At 44.0% G+C, this 24132-nt stretch carries 16 protein-coding genes and 1 pseudogene; 1 reads left to right on the top strand and 16 read right to left on the bottom strand.

Features of this window, described 5'->3' with window-relative positions; genetic code table 11:
* Position 1: 1 nt before the first annotated feature.
* From rplD to PHG22_00100, 9 genes and pseudogenes are all read right to left on the bottom strand, one after another.
* On the bottom strand, positions 2–634 hold the full coding sequence (gene rplD / locus PHG22_00140) for a 50S ribosomal protein L4 (GenBank protein ID MDD5490192.1): 633 nt from the start codon (positions 632–634) through the stop codon (positions 2–4).
* A gap of 165 nt (positions 635–799) precedes the next feature.
* Positions 800–1399: pseudogene (gene rplC / locus PHG22_00135) on the bottom strand (50S ribosomal protein L3).
* A 217-nt stretch (positions 1400–1616) separates the two neighbouring features.
* A complete protein-coding gene (rpsJ, locus tag PHG22_00130) occupies positions 1617–1910 on the bottom strand; it encodes a 30S ribosomal protein S10 (GenBank protein MDD5490191.1) in 294 nt (97 codons plus the stop codon).
* A 181-nt stretch (positions 1911–2091) separates the two neighbouring features.
* Positions 2092–3279, bottom strand: coding sequence for an elongation factor Tu (gene tuf / locus PHG22_00125; GenBank protein ID MDD5490190.1), 1188 nt, complete (start codon positions 3277–3279; stop codon positions 2092–2094).
* Between the two features lie 163 nt (positions 3280–3442).
* Positions 3443–3805, bottom strand: coding sequence for a hypothetical protein (locus PHG22_00120; protein ID MDD5490189.1), 363 nt, complete (start codon positions 3803–3805; stop codon positions 3443–3445).
* Positions 3806–3809: 4 nt separating this feature from the next.
* On the bottom strand, positions 3810–5888 hold the full coding sequence (gene fusA / locus PHG22_00115) for an elongation factor G (protein ID MDD5490188.1): 2079 nt from the start codon (positions 5886–5888) through the stop codon (positions 3810–3812).
* Positions 5889–5928: 40 nt separating this feature from the next.
* Positions 5929–6396, bottom strand: a complete 468-nt coding sequence (gene rpsG, locus PHG22_00110) for a 30S ribosomal protein S7 (protein ID MDD5490187.1) — start codon at positions 6394–6396, stop codon at positions 5929–5931.
* A 9-nt stretch (positions 6397–6405) separates the two neighbouring features.
* On the bottom strand, positions 6406–6822 hold the full coding sequence (rpsL, locus tag PHG22_00105; protein MDD5490186.1) for a 30S ribosomal protein S12: 417 nt from the start codon (positions 6820–6822) through the stop codon (positions 6406–6408).
* A gap of 150 nt (positions 6823–6972) precedes the next feature.
* Complete coding sequence (locus tag PHG22_00100; GenBank protein ID MDD5490185.1) at positions 6973–7587, bottom strand: site-2 protease family protein; 615 nt, start codon at positions 7585–7587, stop codon at positions 6973–6975.
* Between the two features lie 114 nt (positions 7588–7701).
* Between PHG22_00100 and rpmB the strand changes: the two genes are divergently transcribed.
* Positions 7702–7878: a 50S ribosomal protein L28 gene (gene rpmB / locus PHG22_00095; protein MDD5490184.1), complete on the top strand. Its 177-nt coding sequence runs from the start codon at positions 7702–7704 to the stop codon at positions 7876–7878.
* 96 nt (positions 7879–7974) lie between these two features.
* Here the strand turns inward: rpmB and PHG22_00090 are convergent, their stop codons facing one another.
* The 7 genes from PHG22_00090 to PHG22_00060 form a co-directional block, all read right to left on the bottom strand.
* The gene (locus PHG22_00090) at positions 7975–8592 is read right to left on the bottom strand and encodes a hypothetical protein (GenBank protein ID MDD5490183.1); all 618 of its coding nucleotides are present in this window, start codon (positions 8590–8592) and stop codon (positions 7975–7977) included.
* Positions 8593–8844: 252 nt separating this feature from the next.
* A complete protein-coding gene (locus PHG22_00085) occupies positions 8845–9204 on the bottom strand; it encodes a hypothetical protein (protein MDD5490182.1) in 360 nt (119 codons plus the stop codon).
* Positions 9205–9264: 60 nt separating this feature from the next.
* Entirely contained in the window at positions 9265–11883 is a 2619-nt protein-coding gene (locus tag PHG22_00080) for a carboxypeptidase-like regulatory domain-containing protein (protein ID MDD5490181.1), read from the bottom strand.
* Positions 11884–11930: 47 nt separating this feature from the next.
* A complete protein-coding gene (locus PHG22_00075; protein ID MDD5490180.1) occupies positions 11931–12200 on the bottom strand; it encodes a hypothetical protein in 270 nt (89 codons plus the stop codon).
* Positions 12201–12318: 118 nt separating this feature from the next.
* A complete protein-coding gene (locus PHG22_00070; protein ID MDD5490179.1) occupies positions 12319–12606 on the bottom strand; it encodes a GIY-YIG nuclease family protein in 288 nt (95 codons plus the stop codon).
* Between the two features lie 93 nt (positions 12607–12699).
* Entirely contained in the window at positions 12700–21069 is an 8370-nt protein-coding gene (locus PHG22_00065) for a hypothetical protein (protein ID MDD5490178.1), read from the bottom strand.
* Between the two features lie 512 nt (positions 21070–21581).
* Positions 21582–24020, bottom strand: a complete 2439-nt coding sequence (locus PHG22_00060) for a tetratricopeptide repeat protein (protein MDD5490177.1) — start codon at positions 24018–24020, stop codon at positions 21582–21584.
* Positions 24021–24132 lie beyond the last annotated feature (112 nt).

Here is a 24132-nt window from a genome sequence, read left to right as displayed (position 1 = left end):
TCTATTTTTTCAAGTAAGTTTCTTCTATTTTTTTAACCGCCGCCACCGGCATAAGCAAAGAATTGCTATTAATCACATCAATAATGTTCAAATTATCAGCTCGGACAACTTTGGTATTTTTTAAATTCCTGACTGATTTTACAATTTTTTCATCGCTGGCGGGAATAACCACGACCACCTTTTTACCTAAGGGCAGCTTTTTTATAATCTCGGACATCTTTTTTGTTTTGATGCTCTCCAGTTTTAATTCGTTAACTAAAATTATACCGTTTTCTTTGGCTTTATCCGACAATCCCATAAACAAAGCTTTTCTTTTGGCTTTTTTATTTATCTTTTGGCTGAAGTTTCTGTTTTTTCTCGGACCAAAAGTAATTCCTCCACCAATCCAAATCGGAGAACGAGTGGAGCCGTGTCTGGCCCGGCCAGTGCCTTTTTGCCTCCAGGGTTTTTTCCCGCCGCCCCTCACTTCACTCCGGTCTTTGGTATGAGCAATGGCTACGCGTTTATTGGCAAAAAAAGCTTCAACTGCTTGGTGGACTAGTGAATTTTTAATTTCCACGTCGAAAATATCCGGATTCAAATTTTCTTCTCCGACTTCCTTGCCTTCTAAATTGTAAACCTTTATCTTCGCCATAATAGTATAATTTTACTTCTTGCCCTCTGTTGAAACGATATTTTCTTTCGGCTCCTCCGCTGGCACTTCAGCAACGACTTGCTCGGCGGGAACGGCTACGGCCGGGGTTTCCGGGGCCTTAATGGTTTCTTCCGGTTTGGCAATTTTTAACTCCCCCTCGCCCTCAATCTTTAAAAGCGTGCCCCGAGCGCCGGGTAAAGCTCCCTTAATCAATAAGATATTATTGGATAGATCAACTTCTACTATTTCCAAATTTTTTATCGTCACTTGTTCTCCGCCCATACGACCCGCCATCCGCTTGCCTTTCTGCACCGGCCCCTGACGTTTAGAACCGATGGAACCGGGCATCCTCAACTGGTCTTCATGACCATGAGAAGCTGGCGAACCATGAAAGCCGTGTCTTTTGACAACACCCTGAAACCCCCGTCCTTTAGAAATACCAATAACTCTCACCATATCACCCGGGGCAAAAGTAGCGACATCAATTTTGTCCCCAATTTTAAGTTCATCTTTGTCGCCCAAAACAAATTCGCCCAAATGGCAAAAATTCGGTAGTCCTTTCAAATGCCCAGCCAGAGGTTTATTCAAGGGTTTCCTTTTTAAGCCAAATCCAAATTGCGCGGCTTTATAGCCCTCTTTCTCTTTGGTCTTTACTTGAGTAACAACGCAAGGTCCAGCTTCTACCTTAGTAACCGGAACAGCCGTGCCGTCCTCTAAAAATTTCTGCGTCATTTCTATTTTTTTTCCTAAAATAAATTTCATAATAAATTAACTTTTCGGGGTAAAAATAAAAACCAGAAGTCTAAAATTATTTCCGCGACAAACTTTAAATAATAATTTTAGGCTTCTAGCCTTTACTCAACGGATGTATTTAAAGGCCTTAATTTTTTATCTTCTCAAAATTCTCCTAATAATTCATTGAAGGTATAGAGGTTTTCCCAAAGGATCTTTCTCTACATTTCCAATAAACTACTATTTAAAATTACATTTTTATTTCTATATCCACTCCTGAAGGCAAATTCAGATTGGTCAAAGAATCTACGGTTTTAGGGGTGGGGTTAAGAATATCTATCAAACGCTTATGCACTCTGATTTCGTACTGATCTCTCGCGTCTTTATGCACAAAGGTTGATTTATTAACCGTGTATTTGCTTTTCTCGGTCGGCAAAGGAATCGGACCGGCAATGGAAGCGCCGGTGCGTTCGGCGGTCTCAATAATAGTGCGGGTGGATTGATCAATAATCTTATTGTCAAAAGCTTTGATTTTAATTCTGATGCGCGGTTTATAATCCTCGCTCTTTGCTTTTTCCTCGACTTTTGCCTTACTTTCGGCTTTCTTGACTTTGTCGGTTTTTTTGGCTTTAGTGGGCGACATCTATTTTTTTATATTCTTTAGCGATGTTCCAGCCCCGTCCGAGTACTCGGACGGGGCTGGAAAACCTATCTGTGATATTCTATTATTTACTGATTTTATTAACCACGCCCGCGCCGACTGTTCTGCCGCCTTCGCGGATAGCGAATCTCATTTTTTCCTCCAAGGCAACCGGGGCGATTAATTTAATCTTCAAATTAACGGTATCTCCGGGCATAACCATTTCCGCTTCGGCCGGCAGTTCCACTTCGCCGGTAACGTCAGTAGTGCGGATATAAAATTGCGGTTTATATCCTTTGAAAAACGGCTTATGACGTCCACCCTCTTCTTTGGTTAAGACATAAACTTTGGCTTCAAATTCAGTATGCGGAGTGATAGACCCTGGTTTGCACAATACTTGACCGCGCTCTACTTCTTCCTTCTTAGTGCCGCGCAGTAAAACACCCGCGTTATCTCCCGCCCGACCCTCATCCAAAGATTTATTAAACATTTCTATGCCAGTAACTACTGTTTTTTGGGTATCCCTAAAACCGACGATTTCCACTTCATCGTTCAAATGGACAATGCCTCTCTCAATTCTCCCGGTCACCACTGTGCCGCGTCCTTCAATGGAAAAAATATCCTCAATAGGCATAAGAAAAGGATGCTCGGTATCGCGTTGCGGTTCGGGGATGTAAGTATCTAAGGCATTTACTAAATCAAAAATCGGCTTAGCTGCCTCAGCATCCGAAGAATTCTCTAAAGCTTTTAAAGCAGAACCGCGGATAATCGGAGTATTGGCTCCATCAAATTCGTATTTATTGAGCAAATCGCGGACTTCTTCTTCCACTAAATCAATTAATTCCTTATCTTGAACTTGGTCAATCTTATTTAAAAATACCACGATTTTCGGAACACCGACTTGTTTAGCCAAAAGAATGTGTTCGCGAGTTTGCGGCATCGGGCCGTCGGCGGCGGAAACTACCAAAATAGCTCCATCCATCTGGGCGGCACCAGTAATCATATTCTTGACGTAGTCGGCGTGACCCGGGCAGTCAACGTGAGCATAATGACGTTTCTCACTTTCATACTCCACGTGAGCCGTGGCAATAGTGATACCGCGCTCTTTTTCTTCCGGAGCTTTGTCGATATCATCGACATTTTTCGGCTTAGCTAACCCCTTGAGAGCTAACACGCTTAAAATAGCCGCCGTTAAAGTGGTTTTACCATGATCAACGTGACCGATAGTGCCAACATTGACATGGGGTTTAGTGCGTTCAAATTTTTCTGCCATAGTAATTATCTCCTTTAACGGCCCCCAAATTTGCGGGGTTTTATCCAGCCGTCAGTTTATTAATTTTTAATATAGTGTAAAAATTATACCATATCTGCTTTTTTTAGGCAAGAAAGCGAAAATTTCAGCGAATCCACAGCTTTTCCACTAGACTTAATTGGGATTAATCAACCGGTTCAAGGTAATAACGGTCTTCTTCTGCCTCCCATTCTTTATCGTCTTTTTCCTCTAAATCATCAATTAAATCGTCGGCTAGAATATCCAAACCCTCGTCCTTTTTACTTTCTTTCCACAGGGCAATATCGCCGTTTATTTTATCTAACATTTCGGAATCTGTCAAGGACTTAACTCTTTCTTTATAAATTTGGTTTTCTTCTCTTAGAGATAATCCATTATTCTTGGCTAAGAATAGCTCATAATCCTCTAAACTCAAAATTACGCAGGACGGTTCGCCTTCTCCATCGGTGATGATATAACGCCCGCCAACTTTTTTTAATAAATCAATTATTTTTTTAAAATTAGCCATAAAATTATCCTTTTCTTTTACTTATAATTTCCTCGGCTACATTGCGCGGCACCTCTCCGTAATGACCAAATTCCATGGAATAACTGGCTCGTCCTTGGGTCATAGAGCGCAAATCCGTGGCATAGCCGAACATCGCGGCTAAAGGAACTTCGGCATCAATGACTTTGGCCGTTCCGCGATCGCGCATTTCTTTAACATGCCCGCGGCGGGCGTTTAAATCACCAATGACATCACCCATAAATTCCTCCGGGGTGACAACTTCAATCTTCATAATCGGTTCAAGTAAAACGAGGTTAGCTTTTTTAGTCGCTTCCTGAAAAGCTAACGACCCGGCGATTTTGAAAGCCGCTTCCGAAGAATCAACATCGTGATATGAACCGTCAAAAACCGTAACCTTGATATCAAGCATCGGATAACCGGCGAGCACTCCCCTGCCCATGGCTTCCTGAATGCCTTTGTTGATCGGAGCGATATACTCTCTGGGAATAGCGCCGCCTTTAACCGAGTCAACGAATTCATATCCTTTACCGGCTTCCAATGGTTCAACGGTAATGACGCAATGTCCATACTGACCACGGCCGCCGGATTGTTTAATATATTTTCCTTCGCCTTCAGCGGATTTTTTAATGGTCTCCTTGTAGGCCACCTGTGGTTTGCCGACATTGGCCTCCACATGAAATTCTCTTTTCATGCGTTCAATAATAATTTCCAAATGCAATTCACCCATACCGGAAAGAATGGTCTGCATGGTTTCCTCGTCCGTATGCACGCGGAAAGTCGGGTCCTCTTCGGCTAATTTTTGCAGGGCCATACCCATCTTTTCCTGGTCGGCCTTGGTCTTGGGCTCCACGGCAATGTCAATAACCGGAGTCGGAAAAATGATAGATTCTAGAACAATCGGATGGTCGGGGTCGCACAAAGTATTACCAGTGGTGGTATTTTTAAGCCCCACCGCGGCGGCAATTTCTCCGGCATAGACATCTTCAACTTCTTCACGGGAATTGGCGTGCATGCGCAAAATTCTTCCAATGCGTTCTCTCTCACCAGTAGTAGCATTTAAAACATAAGAACCTGCCTTTAACTGCCCGGCATAAACCCTGAAAAAAGCCAGCTTACCGACAAAAGGGTCGGTAGCTATTTTAAAAGCTAAGGCGGTGAAGGGCTCATCATCGGAAGTTTTTACTTCTATTTTTGTTTCCGGATTTTTTGGATGAAATCCGATAAGCGGCGGGACATCCAGCGGGGACGGTAAATAATCGGCGACTCCGTCCAAGAGAAGCTGCACGCCTTTATTTTTTAAAGCGCTGCCGCAAAATACCGGAATTATTTCATTGTTAACCACTGCTTTTCTCAGGGTCTTTTTTAAATCCTCTAAAGGGATTTCTTCACCATTCAGATACTTATTCATCAAAACTTCGTTGTGTTCCACAATGGCTTCAAGTAACTCCGCTCGGTACTTCAAAACTTTTTCTTTCATCTCTTCCGGAATATCTTTGTCTTCCCATTTGGTCCCCAGTTCGTCTAAATAAACACGCGCTTTTTGTTCTAATAAACTAACGATTCCTACAAAATTGGCCTCGGTGCCAATCGGCAATTGAAGCGGATAGGCCTTTTTGGTTAAACGGTCGTGGATGGATTTTAAATCAGCGTAAAAATCAGCTCCCATTCTGTCTAATTTATTGACAAAACAAATTCTCGGAACATTATATTTATCCGCCTGCCTCCAGACGGTTTCCGACTGCGGCTCCACGCCTGCCACGCCGTCAAAAACTACGACCCCGCCATCTAAAACGCGCAGGGAGCGTTCCACTTCAGCCGTGAAATCCACGTGACCCGGAGTATCAATAAGATTAATACGACAATTTTTCCAAAAACAGGTGGTGGCGGCCGAGGTAATGGTAATTCCGCGTTCGCGTTCCTGTTCCATCCAGTCCATCGTCGCTTCACCCTCGTGCACCTCGCCAATTTTATGCTTTTTGCCAGTGTAAAACAAAATACGCTCGGAAACCGTAGTTTTTCCGGCGTCAATATGGGCGATAATTCCGATGTTGCGAGTATCGGCTAAACTGTATTCTCTAGGCATGGCTTAGTAAATTAACATTTTATTTAAAAATTGGCATCAGTTATCTGGAAAAATGCGCGAAGGCGCGATTAGCTTCGGCCATTCTGTAAACGTCTTGCTTCTTTTTAACCGCGTCGCCCTGCCCTTGAGCCGCATCCATAAGTTCTAAAGCCAATTTCTCGTACATGGGCTTGCCTTTGCGGCTTCTCGCGGCATTAAGAAGCCAGCGATAAGATAGCGCCAGTTTTCTTTCCCCGCGAACAGCGGTCGGAATCTGGTAGTTGGCGCCACCGACACGTTTACTCCTTAGCTCCACGCTCGGTCCGACATTCTTTATGGCTTCATTATAAATTTCTAACGGGTCCTGCTTGGTTTTCTCTGAAATATAATCAAAGGCCTTATAAATAACCCTCAAGGCGGTGCTTTTCTTGCCACCTCTCATTAAATAATTGGCCAATTTGGCAATTTGAATACTGTTAAATTTATAATCAGGAGTAATTTTTCTTTTGGGTGCTGGTTTGCCTCTCATAATCAAAAATTATTTAGATTTTTTAGCTCCATATAAAGAACGTCCCTGCTTGCGACCTTCCACTCCGCTGGTATCAAAAACGCCCCTGACTATATGATAACGCACGCCCGGCAAATCTTTCACTCTGCCTCCGCGAATCATTACAATGGAGTGCTCCTGTAAATTATGCCCTTCGCCAGGGATATAAGCAGTGACTTCCATACCGTTAGAAAGCCGCACGCGCGCGATTTTTCTTAAAGCCGAGTTAGGTTTTTTAGGCGTAGTCGTGGTGACTTTAACACAAACCCCGCGTTTATACGGACTGCCTTTGGGCAATTCGTTTCTGCGTCGCCTTAAAGTATTAAAAACCGTCTGCAAGGCGGGAGTTTTAGATTTTTTCTTTGAGCTCGTCCTTCCATGACGGACTAATTGGTTAATTGTAGGCATAATAATAAAAATTTAAGTAAAATAAAACAGCTTACTTCAGCTTTAATTTTTCTCACAAGATACTACTAAATTACCATAATCCTAAAAACTCGTCAAGAGCGGAAAAAATCACGGTTTTTCGGGGTGTAATTTTAGCTAAAATTAGCCGTTTTAAAAAAGCAAAGGCCTCCCGACAATTAGCCCGTAGATTAGCCAAATAATGGGAGATAAAATTTCAAAAGCAAAAAAGACAAAAAATAATACAATTATCATGCCATAACGCTCTAGGGAATATAATCTTTCCGCCCACTGGCTGGGCAATAAAACGTAGAGAATTTTGGAACCATCCAGCGGGGGGAGCGGCACTAAATTAAAAACTGCTAAAAGGATATTGGCATAAACAATAACGCTTAAGACCAACGAAAAATTATTCATTGGATAAAAGCGCACCAAAAGACCGAAAACTATGGCCACCAACAAATTAGCTAAGGGTCCGGCTATGGCTACCAAGGCCGGCCCCCATTTAGGATATTTTAAGTTGTAAGGATTAAAGGGTACGGGCTTAGCGTAAGCGAAGACAAAACTGCCGCCGGAGAGCAATAGCAAAATAATCGGCAATATAAAAGTCCCCCAAGGGTCAATATGAGCTAAAGGGTTTAGAGTCAGACGGCCAAAACGTTTGGCCGTCGGGTCGCCAAGCGCATCAGCCGTCCAGCCATGAAAATACTCGTGGATAATGGCCGAGGGAATAATTATTACAAAAAATAATAGTAAACTATAAAACATATTTATTTTTTACTCCGCCTAAAAATCTTACGGTCCATATACCAGTATACCATTCTCTTGACTCCCTTAAAAGAGCGTGCTAAAATAAATTTACTATTAATTTAATTTAAAGATATGTCCAGAAGATGCGATGTTTGCCACCGCAAGCCAAAAACCGTGGTCAGCCGAAGCCATTCCAATATCGCCACTAAGCGTAAACAATTTTTAAATCTGCAAAATAAAACGATTGGGGGAAAAAGAATAAAAATCTGCAGCCGCTGTTTAAAGACCATGGCTAAAAAAGCAAAATAAATAAATTTTAAAACTCCCCCGTCCCGAGTACTCGGGACGGGGGAGTTTTTTGTTTCAAAAAAATTGGAATTTTTACTAATACTATTTTAAAAATCCTTATTTATTTTTTATCTTAAAACTGCCTAAAATCTTATCAAACAATTCCCCATAAGAAGTAAAATTACTTTTAGTGGCATTGAAAGAAATCGCCCAAATATCATTACTACCGCCGGCAGTCAACGCCACGGCTGCCCCAAAATCAACTCCCCGCTGTTTCACCGTAGCTTCAATCAAAAGAAAATCCCTGCCGTTAATTGTCTTCACTTGTTCACCGGTAAAAACAACTTCCGGCACCACTTGTTTTAAAGTATTCTTAAAATACTCTACGTATTCTTCGCGAGTGCGGTCGCCAAGAGTGTCATAACTCACCGAAAAATTGGTCTGAAAATTTATCTTCTGCGCTTCCGGGTCGGTGATTTTTTCCCGCGCGTTCACCGCCATTACCGAAACCCCTGGCGGAGCCGAGGTCTCGCGCCACCCGGCCGGCAACATAATGGAAAAATCCGCTTTGTCTAAAATACTATTGTCTCCGGCCACTCCTTCTCGTGGCGCTCCGTCCATGTTTAAAGCTTCCCCTTTATCTGAAGCGCCCCGCTGGCCAAAATAAAAACCGAGGCCAATGCCAATGGCTAAAATTACTAAAATCACAACGCCGATTAAAATTTTGTTTCTCATAAAATATATTTTTAATACTTATTCTTTAATCCCGCTTTTTTATTGTCATTCTGACCCTCACCCCCACTTGTTATTCTGAGTCCTGGATCCCGAGTACTCGGGACGGGACGAAGAATCTCGGGTTCATATCCTTCCCCCGCATTTGCGGGGTCAGGATGACATTATAATTAGAGTTTTAAAATCCAAAACCCCTATAAAATAAAAACAGACATCCTTTTAAATCGGGATTTCTGTTTTTAACATATAAAAACCCTATTTGATTTTTTTCACCAGCATCTCCAAAAGATTCTTAACTTCCAGCTGGGCTTCGGCTTCCGTACGGCTTTCGGTAAATTTCTGCCATTGTGCTAAAATCTCCTGGTCATCAATTTCCCTGACGGCATTTTCCAACTTTAAACGGGTTTCAAAATCCACCTCCCCCTGCGCCTTAAGAACATGTTTAATAAACAAGTTCGTAAAACTTAAAACCTTTCCGTTTGTTTCCTCTCCATTCAGGGTAGATTTAAGCTGCTGACACTCCTTAAATACCATAAAATAGCGGGTGATGGCAAAAACATTGCCCGCGATTAGCAAGAGAATGACGACCGTAAGAATGGCTTTTTTAACGCTCATACTATTTATTATGTTTATTTATTATATATTATTTTAAAATTTATTACAAGGTTTTATCCACTATTTTCTTAAACATCTATCTCTTTTGCGGTCCTGATAAAAATTGTAAAGTAAGAACAAAATCACCACTGCTAAAGCCGCGGTTTTCCAGTCCAAAGTTTTCAACCACCAATATTTGGGCTTTATTTCTATATTAAAATGCACGCCCCGGCCTTCTTTTACCTGAAAAGGCTTGCCTTCATATTTAAGATAACCATTGGCCTCTACCGTGGTATAGTAAAACCCCGGCGGCACCAAAAAAGAGTATTTGCCGGTAATATCTGTCACCTGCGGGTTTTCCTGTTGATAATCTTTAGCCGGCCAGAGTTCATAGGCCTTAGTTTGCGGGTTTAACCAAAAGATAGAAACAATGGCGCCCGGAACGCGAATTTCTTTATCGCCGTAACCCTCATAAATATAACCTTCCGGGTCAACCACCGCCAGCAGGCGCAACTGACGCCGCCCCACTTCCGGGTCAATATAATCAATCACCGTAATAATTTCGTATTCACCGTCAACTACCGGCGCCTGAATTTCCGCCGTGTAAATGCCATCATTATCCGGGTCGGTATATTCAAATTCTAATAGCACCAACTTTTCTTCAACGCGCACCGGCTCTTTTTCCTCCTGCGCCAGCGCCGGCTGACCAAAAAGCCAGGAATAAATCAAAGAATCCACCGGCCCCTCAAAAGCCGTGGGAGTTGAAGCGCGTGATTTAAAAACTAAATAGCCAATAACTTTTTGAGCCGGGCCGTCGGGTTTCACCGCCAGATTCAAAGTGCGGCCCGCCACGGTCACAATTTTCTGCTCCGCCTGCCCCCTCTCGTTGATGGTCAGGGCGATATTAAAATCTATAATTTCCCCGCCGGTTCTGGCAAAAATAATTTCCGAAGGCATCTTTTGTTTAAATTGAAAAGGTAATTGGGCTAAAGGTATGCCGCGTGGCAAAGTTAATTCACCGGCTTCAATCGCCGTTGCCGGCAAACCAGCACCTTGCTCTAGGCGAGCCAGGGTTAAACTCTCAATTCCCGTATTTGTTGCCGGAACTCCGATAATTTTTTGGAGTTCGGATAAAGTCAGTTTGCTAAATTCCGCTCCGGCCAAGGCTTCCAATTGCTCCAAAGTGAAATTCTCCAAGCCGGTATTTTTTATCTCTACGCCAGACATCTGCCCCAATTGAACGAGGGTCAACTGGCCCCATTCCTCAACTGTCGGCAAGCCGACGAGTTCGGACAAGCCCGGCAAAGTAATCTGCGCGTTTTCCAGTTTCTGGATATCGGTGACTTTGGTGATTCCGACTTCCGCGAAGGTCTTGCCTAACTCCGGAAATTTCTGCGTCAAAGCGCGGATGCTTGTGGGCAAAGGCGCGAAAACAAACCTCCTTAAAGGTTCCCGCGAAAATAAATCCCACTCGCCCTTCATTGCCAAGGGCGTATAAAGCGGGACTATTTTTTCCAAGGGGACTTCCGAGGGAGCCAGCCCTTCTATTTTTGATTTTAAAAATCCGGGGACCAATTTGCTTAAAAATTTAGGAACTAAATCCAAGACCTTTTCTATCTGTTCCGGAAGCGGAGGGAAAAATGGTTGCTCACCGGAAGGCAGCGTGGTGGGAGGGGCTATTTCTACACCCGGAGAAACTTCTTCGCTTGGCGCAACCGCTTCAGCCGGAGGAAGAACTGGGGCATAAGCATAATCTAATTTTATAGAATCGGAAAAAGTGCCGAGAATAAACCCGTATTGGTCATAAAAATGGACGTAAATCGTATAGTCGCCCGCCGGGCACTCTAAATCCCGTCCGCATAAATCCCATCCTTTCACCGAAACGGGAAGTTCCTGAACAGCATTTAAAAAATCCGTCCGATTGGAAATAGCTATCTTTTGAACTGTGGCATCAAATTCCAACCGCAAACTTATGGAGCGATTGTTGGTATAAACATCATTATTATTAATAACGACTTTAAAGGCCGGGGGCAGCCCTCCGCCGCCATCACCGGGAGATGCCGGTCCCGGTCCGCCGCCATCACCTTCATCATTATCATCAGCAGAAGTACAGCCGTTATCAGCCGGGTAATCCGTCCGACCGTCACCGTCATCATCTATGTCGTTATTACATTTTGACCTGGACGAACCCGGGCGATAATCTGTCCTGACGGAATAATCAACGGTCGCGCAAGAAGAAGTTGTTGAACAATTAAAAATAATCCAGCCGGTATTTTCGCCCCAGGCATAGCCGCTAAAATTACCAGAACTATCTATACTTACGCCGCCGTAAGTCGGATTAAAATTTATCCAGCCCACGTTTTCGCCCCAGGCATAGCCGGACAAAGTGCCGCCCCCGTCATTGGCTACTTTATAATCCACCGTAGCGCAGGAATTGCCATCGGAACAATTAAGAGAAATCCAGCCGATGTTCTCGCCCCAGGCGTAGCCGGACAAAGCCGAATCAGTGACATGCACATCGCCTTCCGTTGTGCCTAAATTAAGCCAGCCAATGTTCTCGCCCCAGGCATATGGATAGGAACTGTCAATTGTGCCGTCGGTGGTACTGGCTAAGGCCGGCTGAAAAACAAAAAAAATCAGAGCCAGAGAAAAAGCTCCGAAAAAAAATATTAAAAAATTTATTGCTTTTCTTTTAATCACTTTTGCGTGTTAAAAAATAACCAAGAGACAATTCTATATTCTTACCATCACATTCCCAGCCCCTCTTTTATATCTTTCAATTGTTCTAAAATACTCCCGTTGGCATTGGCGTCAACGGCGCTGGAATCATAAGTACCAACCACCACATTCCAAACATCCTCCAAACTGTTCATACTAGTAGCCGGTGCGGCGGTGGGGTTCAAACTGCCGGCCCGCACCCAGTCAACAACCTTAAAAAGTCCTAAAAGCAAAAAGAAAGCGAAAACATAAATCGCTATCCTTTTAAAACATTTTAATTTGATGTTTTTCTCGGACATAAGTTTGATTAGAGATCCTTCACTGCGTTCAGGATGACATCATGTTTTTGTATTGTCATCCTAACTTTTTATTTTTTTGTCATTCTGACCCCGCCTTGGCGGGGGAAGAATCTGAATTCTACATATTTTCCGACAAATCTTCCCATTTAGGATTGGCTTGTGTTATCAGGGCGATTTTCTTTCTCCTCAACCAACCCTTTATTTCCTTTTCTCTTTCAAGGGCCGCTCCGACATCATTTGTGTCTTCGCAATAAACTAGTTTGCCAACATTATATTTTTCAGTAAATCCTTTAATCAACTTGTTTTTATGTTGATACGCTCTCGCTATTATGTTGTTTGTAATACCCGTGTATAAGACCTTATCTGTTCTATTAGTCATAATATAAACAAAATATCTTTTGGACATGGGTTCGAATTAGAGATCCTTCACTGCGTTCAGGATGACAATAAGTGTGTCATTCTGACCCCGCCTTGGCGGGGGAAGAATCTGATTTAAAAGTTATTCTACCGGGGGTTCTTCCACGGGTGGTTCCTCAACAATCGGAGGTTCTTCCTCTGGCGGGTTTTCGGCGGCCGGCTCTTCTTCAACTGGAGGATTCTCTACTACCGGTTCTTCTGCCGGAGGTTCCTCGGCGGGCGGATTATCTGCCCCTCCACTTTGGTCGGGGTCTTCAATTGGCGGATTTTCCACGGTCGGTTCTGTAGATGGCGCAACTGGTTCAACAACGATTTCTTCTTCCGGCTCATAGCCAGCGCGCACCGCCATCACCATCCAATCAAAATCAATGTTGGAATTACCGCCGTTTAACTCTCTGACCGTGAAACCGATATATTTATCGTCCGTTGATTTCATTTTTTCCGAAACATACAAGCCCTGCGTATTTTGGGTCGGAGTTAAAATAACTTTAAAAGGAACCTTGTGAGAAATTATCTCCGCAAAAGTCGGGTCAACTTCTTCAAAGAGTATAATCTTTTGGCCATTGGTCAAAGTGGAGGAGCCGGAAATCATTAATTCCGCTTTATCGGAAAGCAAAGAGAACATCACGCGTTTGCCGTCCGATGTTTCAAACTCCACGCCAAAGGCTTTGGCGGTAATTAAATTGTCTTTGTCGTCAAGCGACCAATAGGCCGTCGCTCCATCGCTGGTCACCACCTCGCCATTGTTCAAACCGTTGGAAATTATGTCAGCTAACACCAAGGAATCATCCAAATAATCCGGCACTTCGTATTTGTCTTTGTCCGATTCTTTATCTAATAATTTATTTTCATTTAAATCTTTGATGTAAATCAGCTGTTCGCCGGTCAACTCTTCCAAAATTCTCACCACCTTGGTCATATCCACGTTAATTTCTTTGTCATCTTTTCTAGAAAAGAATGACCAGGCCATTTCTTCGCTCTTGCCTTCCGGAATAGCCGAAAAATTATGCGGAGAAAGGTTGGTTTCATTGCCGTCCTCGTCACGAACAAATAATTCGGAAGTGACTGACGCATCGCCGTCATCATAATCAACGGCGTAAAGGATAATGGCGTCAGTCACCGAAGCCGAAGGGTCAGTGCCGTTGTAGATAATAACTTGATTAGTACTTTGCAAACCGACGGCCTTGACTGTTTCGGCAAAATCAAATCTGTCTTCATCTTCCATATATGTCAGCGTGCCGCTATTACTATTGCCCCAAAACTCTATTACGGCGTCGGTCGCTAATTCATCAGTACCAAGGATAATCCGGTCGTCCTTGATTTTAAGGACTGTCGCCGCACTACCGGTACCGTCAATCGGGATATAAAATTGCAGCCAGGGGTCAGCTCCCTGCATAAGTTGAATTTGCGCGGTTTGTGTAGTTCCGGCAGCGTCCGCCTGCATGTATAAAATACCACTATTAACACTTGACCCATTTTCTTTTAATAAAATGTCCTTATCAAGTTCCAATCCCCCGTCATCAATCCTTGCAATCTCCGTCCCATCCACATTAAACTTGAATTGACCTTTGTCAGCCGTGGCCGAAGCCGCGTCAGTGGTGAATTGAACATAGTTCAAAGTTTGAGCTCCGGTATCATAAACGGATTGAATGGTTAATTCTTCAGCATCAGCCGCGCCAAGCTTAATAGTTGGGCTGCCATCATTGGAAGCGTCATAAATAGTCAAATCGCCGGTATCTGATACCAAGAATTTGCTTGTTCCGCCAACCTGCAAGTCCATCAAGCTAACTGTCGGCCAACCGGTTTTGTTGGTTTCGGTTATATTGGCGAGGATATGGGTATAGGTTTCACCACCTGCCGAAGCCGCATCACTAAGAGTGCGGGTGATACTTACTCCATAGTTACCGGCGGCGCCGGAAGTAAGACTACCCAAAGCAACAAGAAACCCGTTGTTAATCGTGGTCGCCCCTGTCCCTGTGCCGACATTCGCTCCCGTTGATAGAACCAGATTCGTTTGGTTATGTGAAAACGCACCATATTGATTATTTGATATATCGGGGTCTATTCCGGAGAAAATACCTAGTAATGGATCTGTTTGTGCCGCAATATCAAAATCTCTGCCCCCATAAAGCGAGTCAACTAATAAAAATTGTCTCCCCAGACCGCTACCTACACCCCAAGTAAATTGGTTGTTCGTTGTATCAACGTGAGAATACCAATTTGTTGATACCACGGTCCCACCCATAACATAAGCATTATCCCCAACCGCCCATCCGCTATTGAAAACAGTAAAACCGTCAAGATAACTACGCCCCTGGACATAGAATGAATTATCATAATAAATAGCCCCGTTAAAACTAGCAGCTCCACTTGCGCCGACCATAGTATAGCCATAATAACCAGTTCCAGCTTTTTCTCCGCCATTCAATTTCAAAATACCGCCGTTATGGTTGCCTGTCCCGCCGCTTCCGGCATCATCCGCAACGATTGATATGCCTACACCGTTCGCATCGTCTGTCCCCTGCGTCGGAACGCTGATTGCCAAAGCGTTATTTTTAGTGCCAGTGATGGCAGTGGTGAGGCCGGTAAGGGTGCCACCCATAGCAATACTTGTAGCCGAGCTGATAGCTCCACCAGTGAACACCACGCTTTCTATGGCAACTGTTCCGCTTGTGGAAGCAATGGTAAGAGAAGTCGTGCCGGAATGAGTGATATTAACTGTATTACCCGACATTGTTAAATCGCCGGACATTCCGAGGGTGGTAACACCAGACAACGCCCCGCCCATCGCCAAAGAGGTAACACCAGTAATAGCGCCCGAACCATCAATCGTCATTGTCCCATCGGTAAATCCGGCAGTCGCATTAACGCTACCAGTTAATTCCAATCCCCCGTCATCAATCGTCAAAATATCCGTGCCATCTACATCAAAGATATATTTACCTTTGTCGGCCGTGCCACTGGCAGCGGCAGTAACAAACTCCACATAATCCAAGGTCTGCACGCCAGCGTCATAGACAGTTTTAATGGTTAATTTTTCGGCTGTTGCCGCTCCTAAAGTAATTAAAGGATTGCCGTCATTGGAGGCGTCATAAATCGTTAAATCACCAGTATCTGATACTAAGAATTTACTTGTTCCACCCACCTGCAAGTCCAGCAAACTAACAGTCGGCCAGCCGGTTTTATCTGTCTCTGTCAAATTAGCTAAGATGTGGGTATAGGTCTCGCCACCTGCCGAAGCCGCATCGCTTAATGTTCTTGTGATAGACACGCCATAGTTCCCCGCCGCAGCCGCGGTGAGGTCGCCAAGAGCGACAAGAAAACCGTTATTGATTGTAGTTGGTCCAGTTCCAGTTCCGACATTAGCGCCTGTTGAGAGAACAAAGTTAGCTTGGTTATGTGCTAATAAGCCATACTCGTTGTTGCTTGTATCCGGAGAAGTGGCCGAAAAGATAGCCAAAGTCGGATTTGTCTGATCGACTAAATCGTGGTCTTTTGTTCTATTTGTGTTGCCCCCCGTAATAATAAGGGAATTTCCTAATGCCGTGCCAGTCCAAAAAATCAACTGGTCTTGTGTTGTATCCACATAAAAACCAGCACCAGTGCCTGCTATAGTTCCCATATTTAGGGTCTGGCCGTCCATCACACCTAAACTATTTGAAAAATAAGCTCCAGCATCAAAATAAGTTATACCATTAACCTCCAATTTACCGCTAATCAATAAATCATCATTAGCAGCCAAGGATTGGCTAGTCGTTCCTGCGTCGCCGATCCTTACATAATCTCCGGTGGTGGGAAGGATAGTGAAGGTAGTGCCGTCATCTGAGATAGTTCCTCTTGAATTCAAAGTAATATTACCAGTTAATTCCAATCCCCCATCATCAATGGTCAAAATATCCGTGCCGTCAACGTTAAAGATGTATTTACCTGAATCCGCTCCCGCGAGGGCTGTGTCAGTGGTAAAAGTTACGCTGGCAAGGGTTTGCGCCCCACCCGTGTAGTTCGCTTGGATATGGAGCTCTTCAGCATCGGCCGAGCCCAGACGGATTTCGGGTGAACCGTCGCTAGTCGCTTCGTAATCGGTAATATCACCGGCCATAGTAATGCCACCATCCAAACCAAGTAAACCGTCTTTGTCTATGTAGGCCTTTTCGGTGGAGAGGTTATCGCTATAGAAAGAAATAATTTTAGCTCCGGAAGTGGAAAGAGGATTGGAGTTACCAATTTTTACTGCAATAGCGGCGGCATTATCACTAGCACTAGCCACAATAGTCATTGCGGAAGCGCCGATAGTGGTTAAGTTATTAGCCATGAAAGCAGTGGTCGTAAATGCGGCAGTCAGAGCAGAATTTGTTGTAACATAGATTTGGCCGCTACCTCCCAAATAAAAACCAGTGTCGGCATCGCTGGAAAAAGTCATAGACGGAGCGTAATAAGCGCCGTCACCCACCGCCGCGCTACCATAAATAAGAGCTCCACTATCTCTGATATTAAGAATTTCACTGCCATCAACATTAAACACAAACTTGCCTTTGTCTGCCGTGCCGGAAGCCACATCGGTCTGGAAGAGAACATAGTTTAAAGTTTGCGCACTGCCATCGTAGACGGATTGGATGTGCAGTTCTTCGGCGTCGGCAGAACCAAGACGGATTTCCGGACTGCCGTCGTTAGTGGCTTCGTAAATAGTTAAGTCGCTAGATAGACCAAGAGTGCCGGCTAAGGTGACGGTGCTGTCAAAATAAGCAGCGCCAGCAACCTCAAGAACATCCCCAATCATAAGCGAATCCGTACCCAATGTTTGAGTTGGATTTACGTTTCCAATACTTACCCATCCATCGGCGCCAGCATTCGCGCTGTTTCCGCCAAACAAATAAACCTTCCCGCCGGCATTATCTTCTGCCCCCTCCCCGCCATTTCCCCCGTAGATAACCAAATCGCCACCAACTCCGCCCGTGGTAGCTGCTCCACCATCACCAGCGGCTAACGTAAGAGTTGTCCCGTTAGTATCTCCGGTTGCTTCTCCGCTCCGCACATCCAACGACTGATCTGCCACACCGCTAACAGTTCCTGACACCTCTATCCCCCCATCATTAACGGTTAAAATATCCGTGCCATCAACATTGAAAACGAACTTGCCTTTGTCTGCCGTGCCGGAAGCAACATCAGTGGTGAATTTGACGTAATCCAAAGTCTGGGCGCCGGAGTCATAGACGGACTGGATAGTTAGCTCTTCAGCATCAGCCGCGCCAAGTTTAATAGTTGGACTGCCATCATTAGAAGCGTCATAAATCGTCAAAGAACCATTATAAAGAAAATATGCCTTTTCTGTTGTGTTATTCATAAATGACGCTAACTTCCCGGCGCTGTAAGAGGAAGAGCTTCCGATGGCAACAGCGGAAACACCCGCTCCATCTGTATAGTTACTCGTCAAAGCTAAGGGGCGGTTTGTTAAAATTCCTAAGACTGTCGGGGTATACGTTACCCCAAAAGTTGTTTGGACAGGGTTTAATTGCAAAGCTGAGTTACTTCCCAAAACAAGACTACCATCCTCCATCCAAAACGCCCTTCGAGTCCAGGCGCCTGCCCCTTCTTTAGAATAAATTTGTAAATCGTTACGGTGAGCACCAGGGTATATAGGGGCTGCAAAAATTCTCCAATTATCTGTTTGCGTTGCCGTACCACTCCACGCTTGAGTTATAAACTCCAAAGCGGGTGAATATTGTGCAGCGACATTTGTGGCTGCGGTTGTATTTTGTAACACCAATCCAGCAGTAGAAGGATAAGTCGCGCCTAGGGCATCATAAGTTAAGGTCTCATCTCTCGCGGTTATGGAGTTTACAACATCAATCCCCCCATCATCAATCGTGAGAATATCCGCACCATCTACGTTAAAGATGTATTTACCCGAATCCGCGCCAGCGAGGGCTGTGTCAGTGGTAAAGGTGACGCTGGCAAGAGTTTGAGCTCCGCCGGTATAATTTGCTTGGATATGCAATTCTTCGGCGTCGGCAGAACCAAGACGGATTTCCGGACTGCCGTCGTTAGTGGCTTCGTAAATAGTGAGGTCACTACCCAAAGCAAGGGCACTAGAAAAATCAACCATACCAGTAACCGACAAAGCATTAGTCGGGTCCGTAGTGCCGCCAATGCGAGTATTGGAATATAAAATGTTATAGCCCTTATTAGTGGCTTCATAAATTGGGTAATAGGTTATATCAGTATCGCTGACATTGGAATAAAAACCGTACTGCGTGCCGCCGGTGGAAGCCCCCCAGCCATTGCCGATGGAAATATGATAGCCAGTATCACCGGCCTTGGTTCTCATATTGGAATCAACGCCATAAGCTGTAATAGTGCCGCCGGCGGAGGTCGTCAAAATATCATTCCTGACCCCATAGATTGTTAAAGTATTCCCCGCGGTTAAATTATTGGCGTAAATGGCGTTGCCAACTCCGGTTAAATTTCCTCCGTTAGGCGTGATAATGGTGGTTGGTGATAAATAGTTCCAAACGCCTTCAATCTCGCCGTAATCCTCCAAATTAGCATCGGCGTAATTATAAACGCCAGTGGAAACGCCCATCTCTCCGGTAACAGTAAGGTCGTTTCTAACCCCAACGGCTACCGCTTGATAGTTCTCGCCGACATCAGTGTCCGTACTGGCCTCAACGGAATTATAAACGCCATACGCAAATCTACCATCTGCCGCCAGAGTGCCGGTGCCGGTGTTTACCGTGCTATACGTTCCATACACAATATCTCCATCCGTATCAGCGGAAACAGTTAAAGTTATCCCTTTTTGGGCATTAGCGGATAAAGGGGCAATAGTTATGGTGCTGTCAAAATAGGCGGCGCCATCAACCTCTAATCTGCCAGCGATAAACAAATCGTCGTTAGTATTTAAAGTATGCGAGGTGGCACCGGCATCGCCCACAATGGTGATACCTGAACCATTTGGTAGTAAAGTAAGGTTGCCGTTGGCAGTGGTGGCAATAGAGCCGCCGGAAGTGAGGGCAATGTCATTAGTAACAGTTAGATTGTCAGCGGTGATAGTGGAACCCGCAAGAGTAAGGGTAGCCGCAGCATTACCAAGGGTGACGGCGTCAGCCGCCCCAAGGTCAATATCAAAATATACTGTGCCGCCGGTAGCATTTTTAATCTGAAAAACATCATCGATGGCATCAGTGAGAGTAGTGTCAAAATTGTCTGAAGTCAAAGCTATATTGCCGGTGGCATTGCCGATGGTAACATCAGAGCCGGCGGTGGTATCGGCTAAATTAACCGAACCGTCAACATCCAAGGAAGTAGTGCCAGTAATAGCACCCGTAACATCTAATCCTAAACCAGCATCAACATTGCCGGTGAAAATCACTGTGCCGGTACCGGTTTGGGTGAGAGCTGAATTGGCCGCGGCAATTGTCCAAGAGCCGGCCGTGCCCGTAAAACTAAAAGCACCGCCAGACACATCAAGGCCAGCGGTAGCGTCAATATTTCCTCCGTTGGTAATACCGCCGTTATTAACATTTAAGCTGGAAACACTGGCTGAACCAAAAACAACGGCGCCATTAGAGCCAATGGAAAATTTCAAATCATTTCCACTGTTGTCATAACCGCGCAGAAAATAACCATTAGCATCGCCGTCATTGGAAAGTTTTAAATCTAAAATAGAAGTAGCGCCAGAAAAATCGTTACTATCAGTATTGGAAATGGTGGAAATTGTTCCCGTATCCAAAGTTGATGTCCAAGTATTGGTATATCCGGCAAAAGCAATGGTGGAATCGGCATCCGGATCGCCAATATCATCATAAGCGGAAGAAGCCGAACTCACGGCCTTAAAATAATATTTATCATTATCGGCATCGTAGGCCAAAACATAATCGTCTGTTGTCGGCAAATCTGCGGCAGCCAAAGCCACCGTGTATTGTTCTGCTGTGCCATTATGGAATACCAAGGTGCCCTGCTGGTTGGCAATGGTTGAGTCAATCGCTATTTCTCCGGCAGCATCAACAGTGGGCGCGGCGGCGCTTAAAATATCAACGCTGTCCGAGTTAACGGTAAAAACGGCCGTGCCATTATTCTGCACCTCAAATTTATTGCCACCCAAAATGTTGACTAATAAGTTTGAGTCCGTCGCCGTATCCGCTAAACTAAAAGTAATCGTTTTGTTATCCGTGGTGGTAATAGTGGCGGCGGAAGAGTTGGTGTAAATATTTTGCAAACTTAAACCAGCAATGTATTTCAACTGCTGTGAAACGTTTCCGTCAATATCGGCTATCTGGGCAGAAGAATCATAAGTACCGGCCAAAGTGTTAAAAATCTCCGACAAGCTCCGCATAGTAGAGCCCGGAGCCGCCGAAGGAGTCAAACTTCCCGCCTTGGCCGCCGCTATTCCAATAAAAAAAGTAATGGCCAGAAACCAAACAAAGGCGGTGAATACCTTTTTCACCCTCCACATATAGTAAAAGTTATATTTATTTGTATATTTATTATAGCATAAAATAGCCGAAAAATCAAACTTTTTTACTAAAAATCAGAAAAACTCCCTTTCTCTTTGTAAATTTCTTGATTTTTGGTCAATTTTTGATATTTTTTAGCTAATATTAGCTAAAAAATTCTAAAAACTCTACTGGCTAACCCCTAATAGTCTAAATTTTAAGGTCATAGAACGCTAAAATAGTTAAAAAATTCAAAAGTTATCCACAGGGTGCTAGAAATGGTTATCCACAAGGAAATACTTCTCTGATTTCTCAAATTCTTTACTCTATTGAACCCTACTTTCTACCGTTTCTGATTCCTTTTATTTTATTACTATTTCAAATCCCCTTCTGCATCATCTTAAGCCGCCTGCTCAATGTTATTTTGAGCCCAAAGAACTCGGGACGAAGAATCTGAATTAACAATTTAAAAGGGGACACCGCTTAGGCGCTCCTTTTTGTATTCTAACTATTTAATTCTATTTTCCAATTTCTATTCCGCTGGCTGAACAATTTCTCCGCTACCGCCTGACTGACTCGTAGCCGGTAACCCTTTTTCTAAATTATCCAAAATCTTCTTAACATCTTCGTTATCCGGAGCAATTTCTTTTAACTTTCTAAATGTTGTCAACGCCTTTTCCTTTTCCCCTTTGGCGTCGTAAGAAAGTCCGAGGATAAACAGGGCGTTGCCATTCTCCGGCACGACTTTCAAGATATTTTCCATAGCCGTAATAGTTTGGTCATAATCCTTATTGTTATACAACAGCCGGCCCAAATCAAACAAGGAATTAACATTCTGCGGATTCAACGCTCTGGCCTTTTTCAGATTCTCAATGGCTTTATCTATTTCCCCTTTGGCTTCGTAATACTGCGACAGAACGAGATAGGTTGCCTCAAGGTCAGCTTTTTTTTCTATGGCTAAATTCAATTGCTCCAAAGATTTATTAAGATACTCATCGGACTTTTCCTGGGATTTTTTTATGGCTTCCTTGTCTACATCTTGCTGGCTTTCGGCCTGCTTAATACTCTGCTTTAAGAAATTAGCGTAAGCAAGATACGTGCGGCCCTTGGCTAAATAAATCACCGGATTCATCGGCTCTAATTTTTCCACTTCGCTATAGGCGACAACGGCCGCGTCCGCGGAATTAGTGACAAAAGGTATCAGATTCTCGTAAATCGCGCCCAAAGAGAACCAATTTTCTCTTTCCAAAGGGTTAATTTCCGTAGCTCTTTTGGCAAAGCCAATGCCGTTCTGAAAACCGGTCTGAATAGCGGCCAATCCATCCTCTTTAATTTCCCCGCGGTTAATTTTCCCCACGTAATCGCTCACCATCGTAATACCCAGAGTGCGGTAATAAGCATCATCATGATACCATTTGAGGGCCTCGGAAAAACTTGTTATCGCTCCGCCCGTATCACCGGCGGACAATTTTCTTAAACCCTCGGTATAATTAATCTCGGCCCGGAAATGGCTTAAAAAAATAAAGAGAATAAAAGCCGCGCCTATTAACACGCCAATCAAAGACAGGGCACCGATAAGCGCTTTGTGGGCCAAAGTGTCAAAAGAAAAAATTTCCGTTTCTCCCCTGACTTTGCCCGCGATGACTAAAGCCAAAATCAAAAAGAAAAACAAATAAAAGAAGGTCACAAAATTAAGCGGATAAATAAAGAGAGAAATGGCTAGCACTAAAAAGGCCAAAAAGGTTCCGTTAAAGAAATAATCTTCCCCGCCGCGCAAATTAATGGCTCTCTTTAAAAGCAGAAACAAGTGGTAAAGGACAAAAACGCCTAAAGATACAAGACCTAAAAGACCAAGTTCAGCCATTAAAGTCGGGATGGCGGCATAACCGGAAGTGAACCGGACGTTCCAAAGATTGGTCTGATTTAGCAGGTCTGGTTTATAGCGGGCAAAATCATAGGCGAAGGTGGCTGGTCCCGAACCGAGAATAAAATTTTTAGCTCCTTCACTCATCGCTTTCCAACCGATTTCAAAAGATAATTTGACATCTGGACTGATTTCTACGGGAACAATAAAAAATCTGGCCAAAGAAAAACTGAAAATAAACAATAAAAGAAAAACTGTGAAAAGCAGAAGCGGAGTATTTATTTTTTTGATGAATTCATTTTTATATTTAGCAAAAATAATCCCGATAAAAACAAAAAGAGTTATAGCCACGGCCAAATAAGCGTTCCGATAGCCGGTGATGAGAAGCAGAACGAGAGCGGAAACGGCTTCCAGCGCCAGCAAAAATTTAAAGCCCCTTCCCAAAGTATTCTTGGTAAATAAAATGCCGACCGCAAAAACAAACGAAACGGCCGCAAAAATAGCCAAAGCATTGGCACTGCCAAACGGATTCCAGGTGGCCGTACCGAAGATATTGATAAAATAAGAAATTTTAAAAACCCCGACCAAAAAAGCGATGGCAATCGTGCCTAAAAATAAGACAGTGGAAGACAGTGAGAGAAGCAATAAATTCTTTCTTAAAAATTCCTTGTCAATAAAAAGAGTTCTGGCTAAAAAGTAAAAAAGGACGACCAAAGCAACCGACAAGCCGGTAAAGGGCTCGCTGCCGCCGAATCCCCAAAAGCTTAGATATTTGGCGCCGGAAAAAACCGAACTCAAGGCCACACCGATGACAAATAACAGCAGTAAAAAGTTAAGTCTAGTTTTCACCAGCGGCGCATTATCCCCCTTAAAAAGAACTCTGGCCACGAGGGCGATAACACTTAAGAGAACAAAAACCGCGGCTAAAAACTGCTTGCTTAAATATAGAGAGTCAACTATCTGGGGCAGGAAGAAAAGCGGCATTAAGAAAACGAGGAGATAAATGCTCCACCGCGAGATAACATCCAAAATTTTGGAAATCATATCCGGAGCCGGCTCAGGGCCGAACGGAACAGGTCTTCCTACCTCAACTTTTTTGATAGACATAAATTTAAAAAATTTATTTAATACTTGCTGTTATTATAGCATAAATACTAGGCGCTAAAAAGGACCTCCCTAACCCCCCCCCCCAACCCCTCCCTGCCCGCCGGACTTCGGT

The sequence above is a fragment of the Patescibacteria group bacterium genome (assembly GCA_028716045.1).
Taxonomy (GTDB): Bacteria; Patescibacteriota; Patescibacteriia; order JAQUQO01; family JAQUQO01; genus JAQUQO01.
Note: the sequence above shows the minus strand (reverse complement) of the source record. Positions and strands in the feature narration are given on the sequence as shown.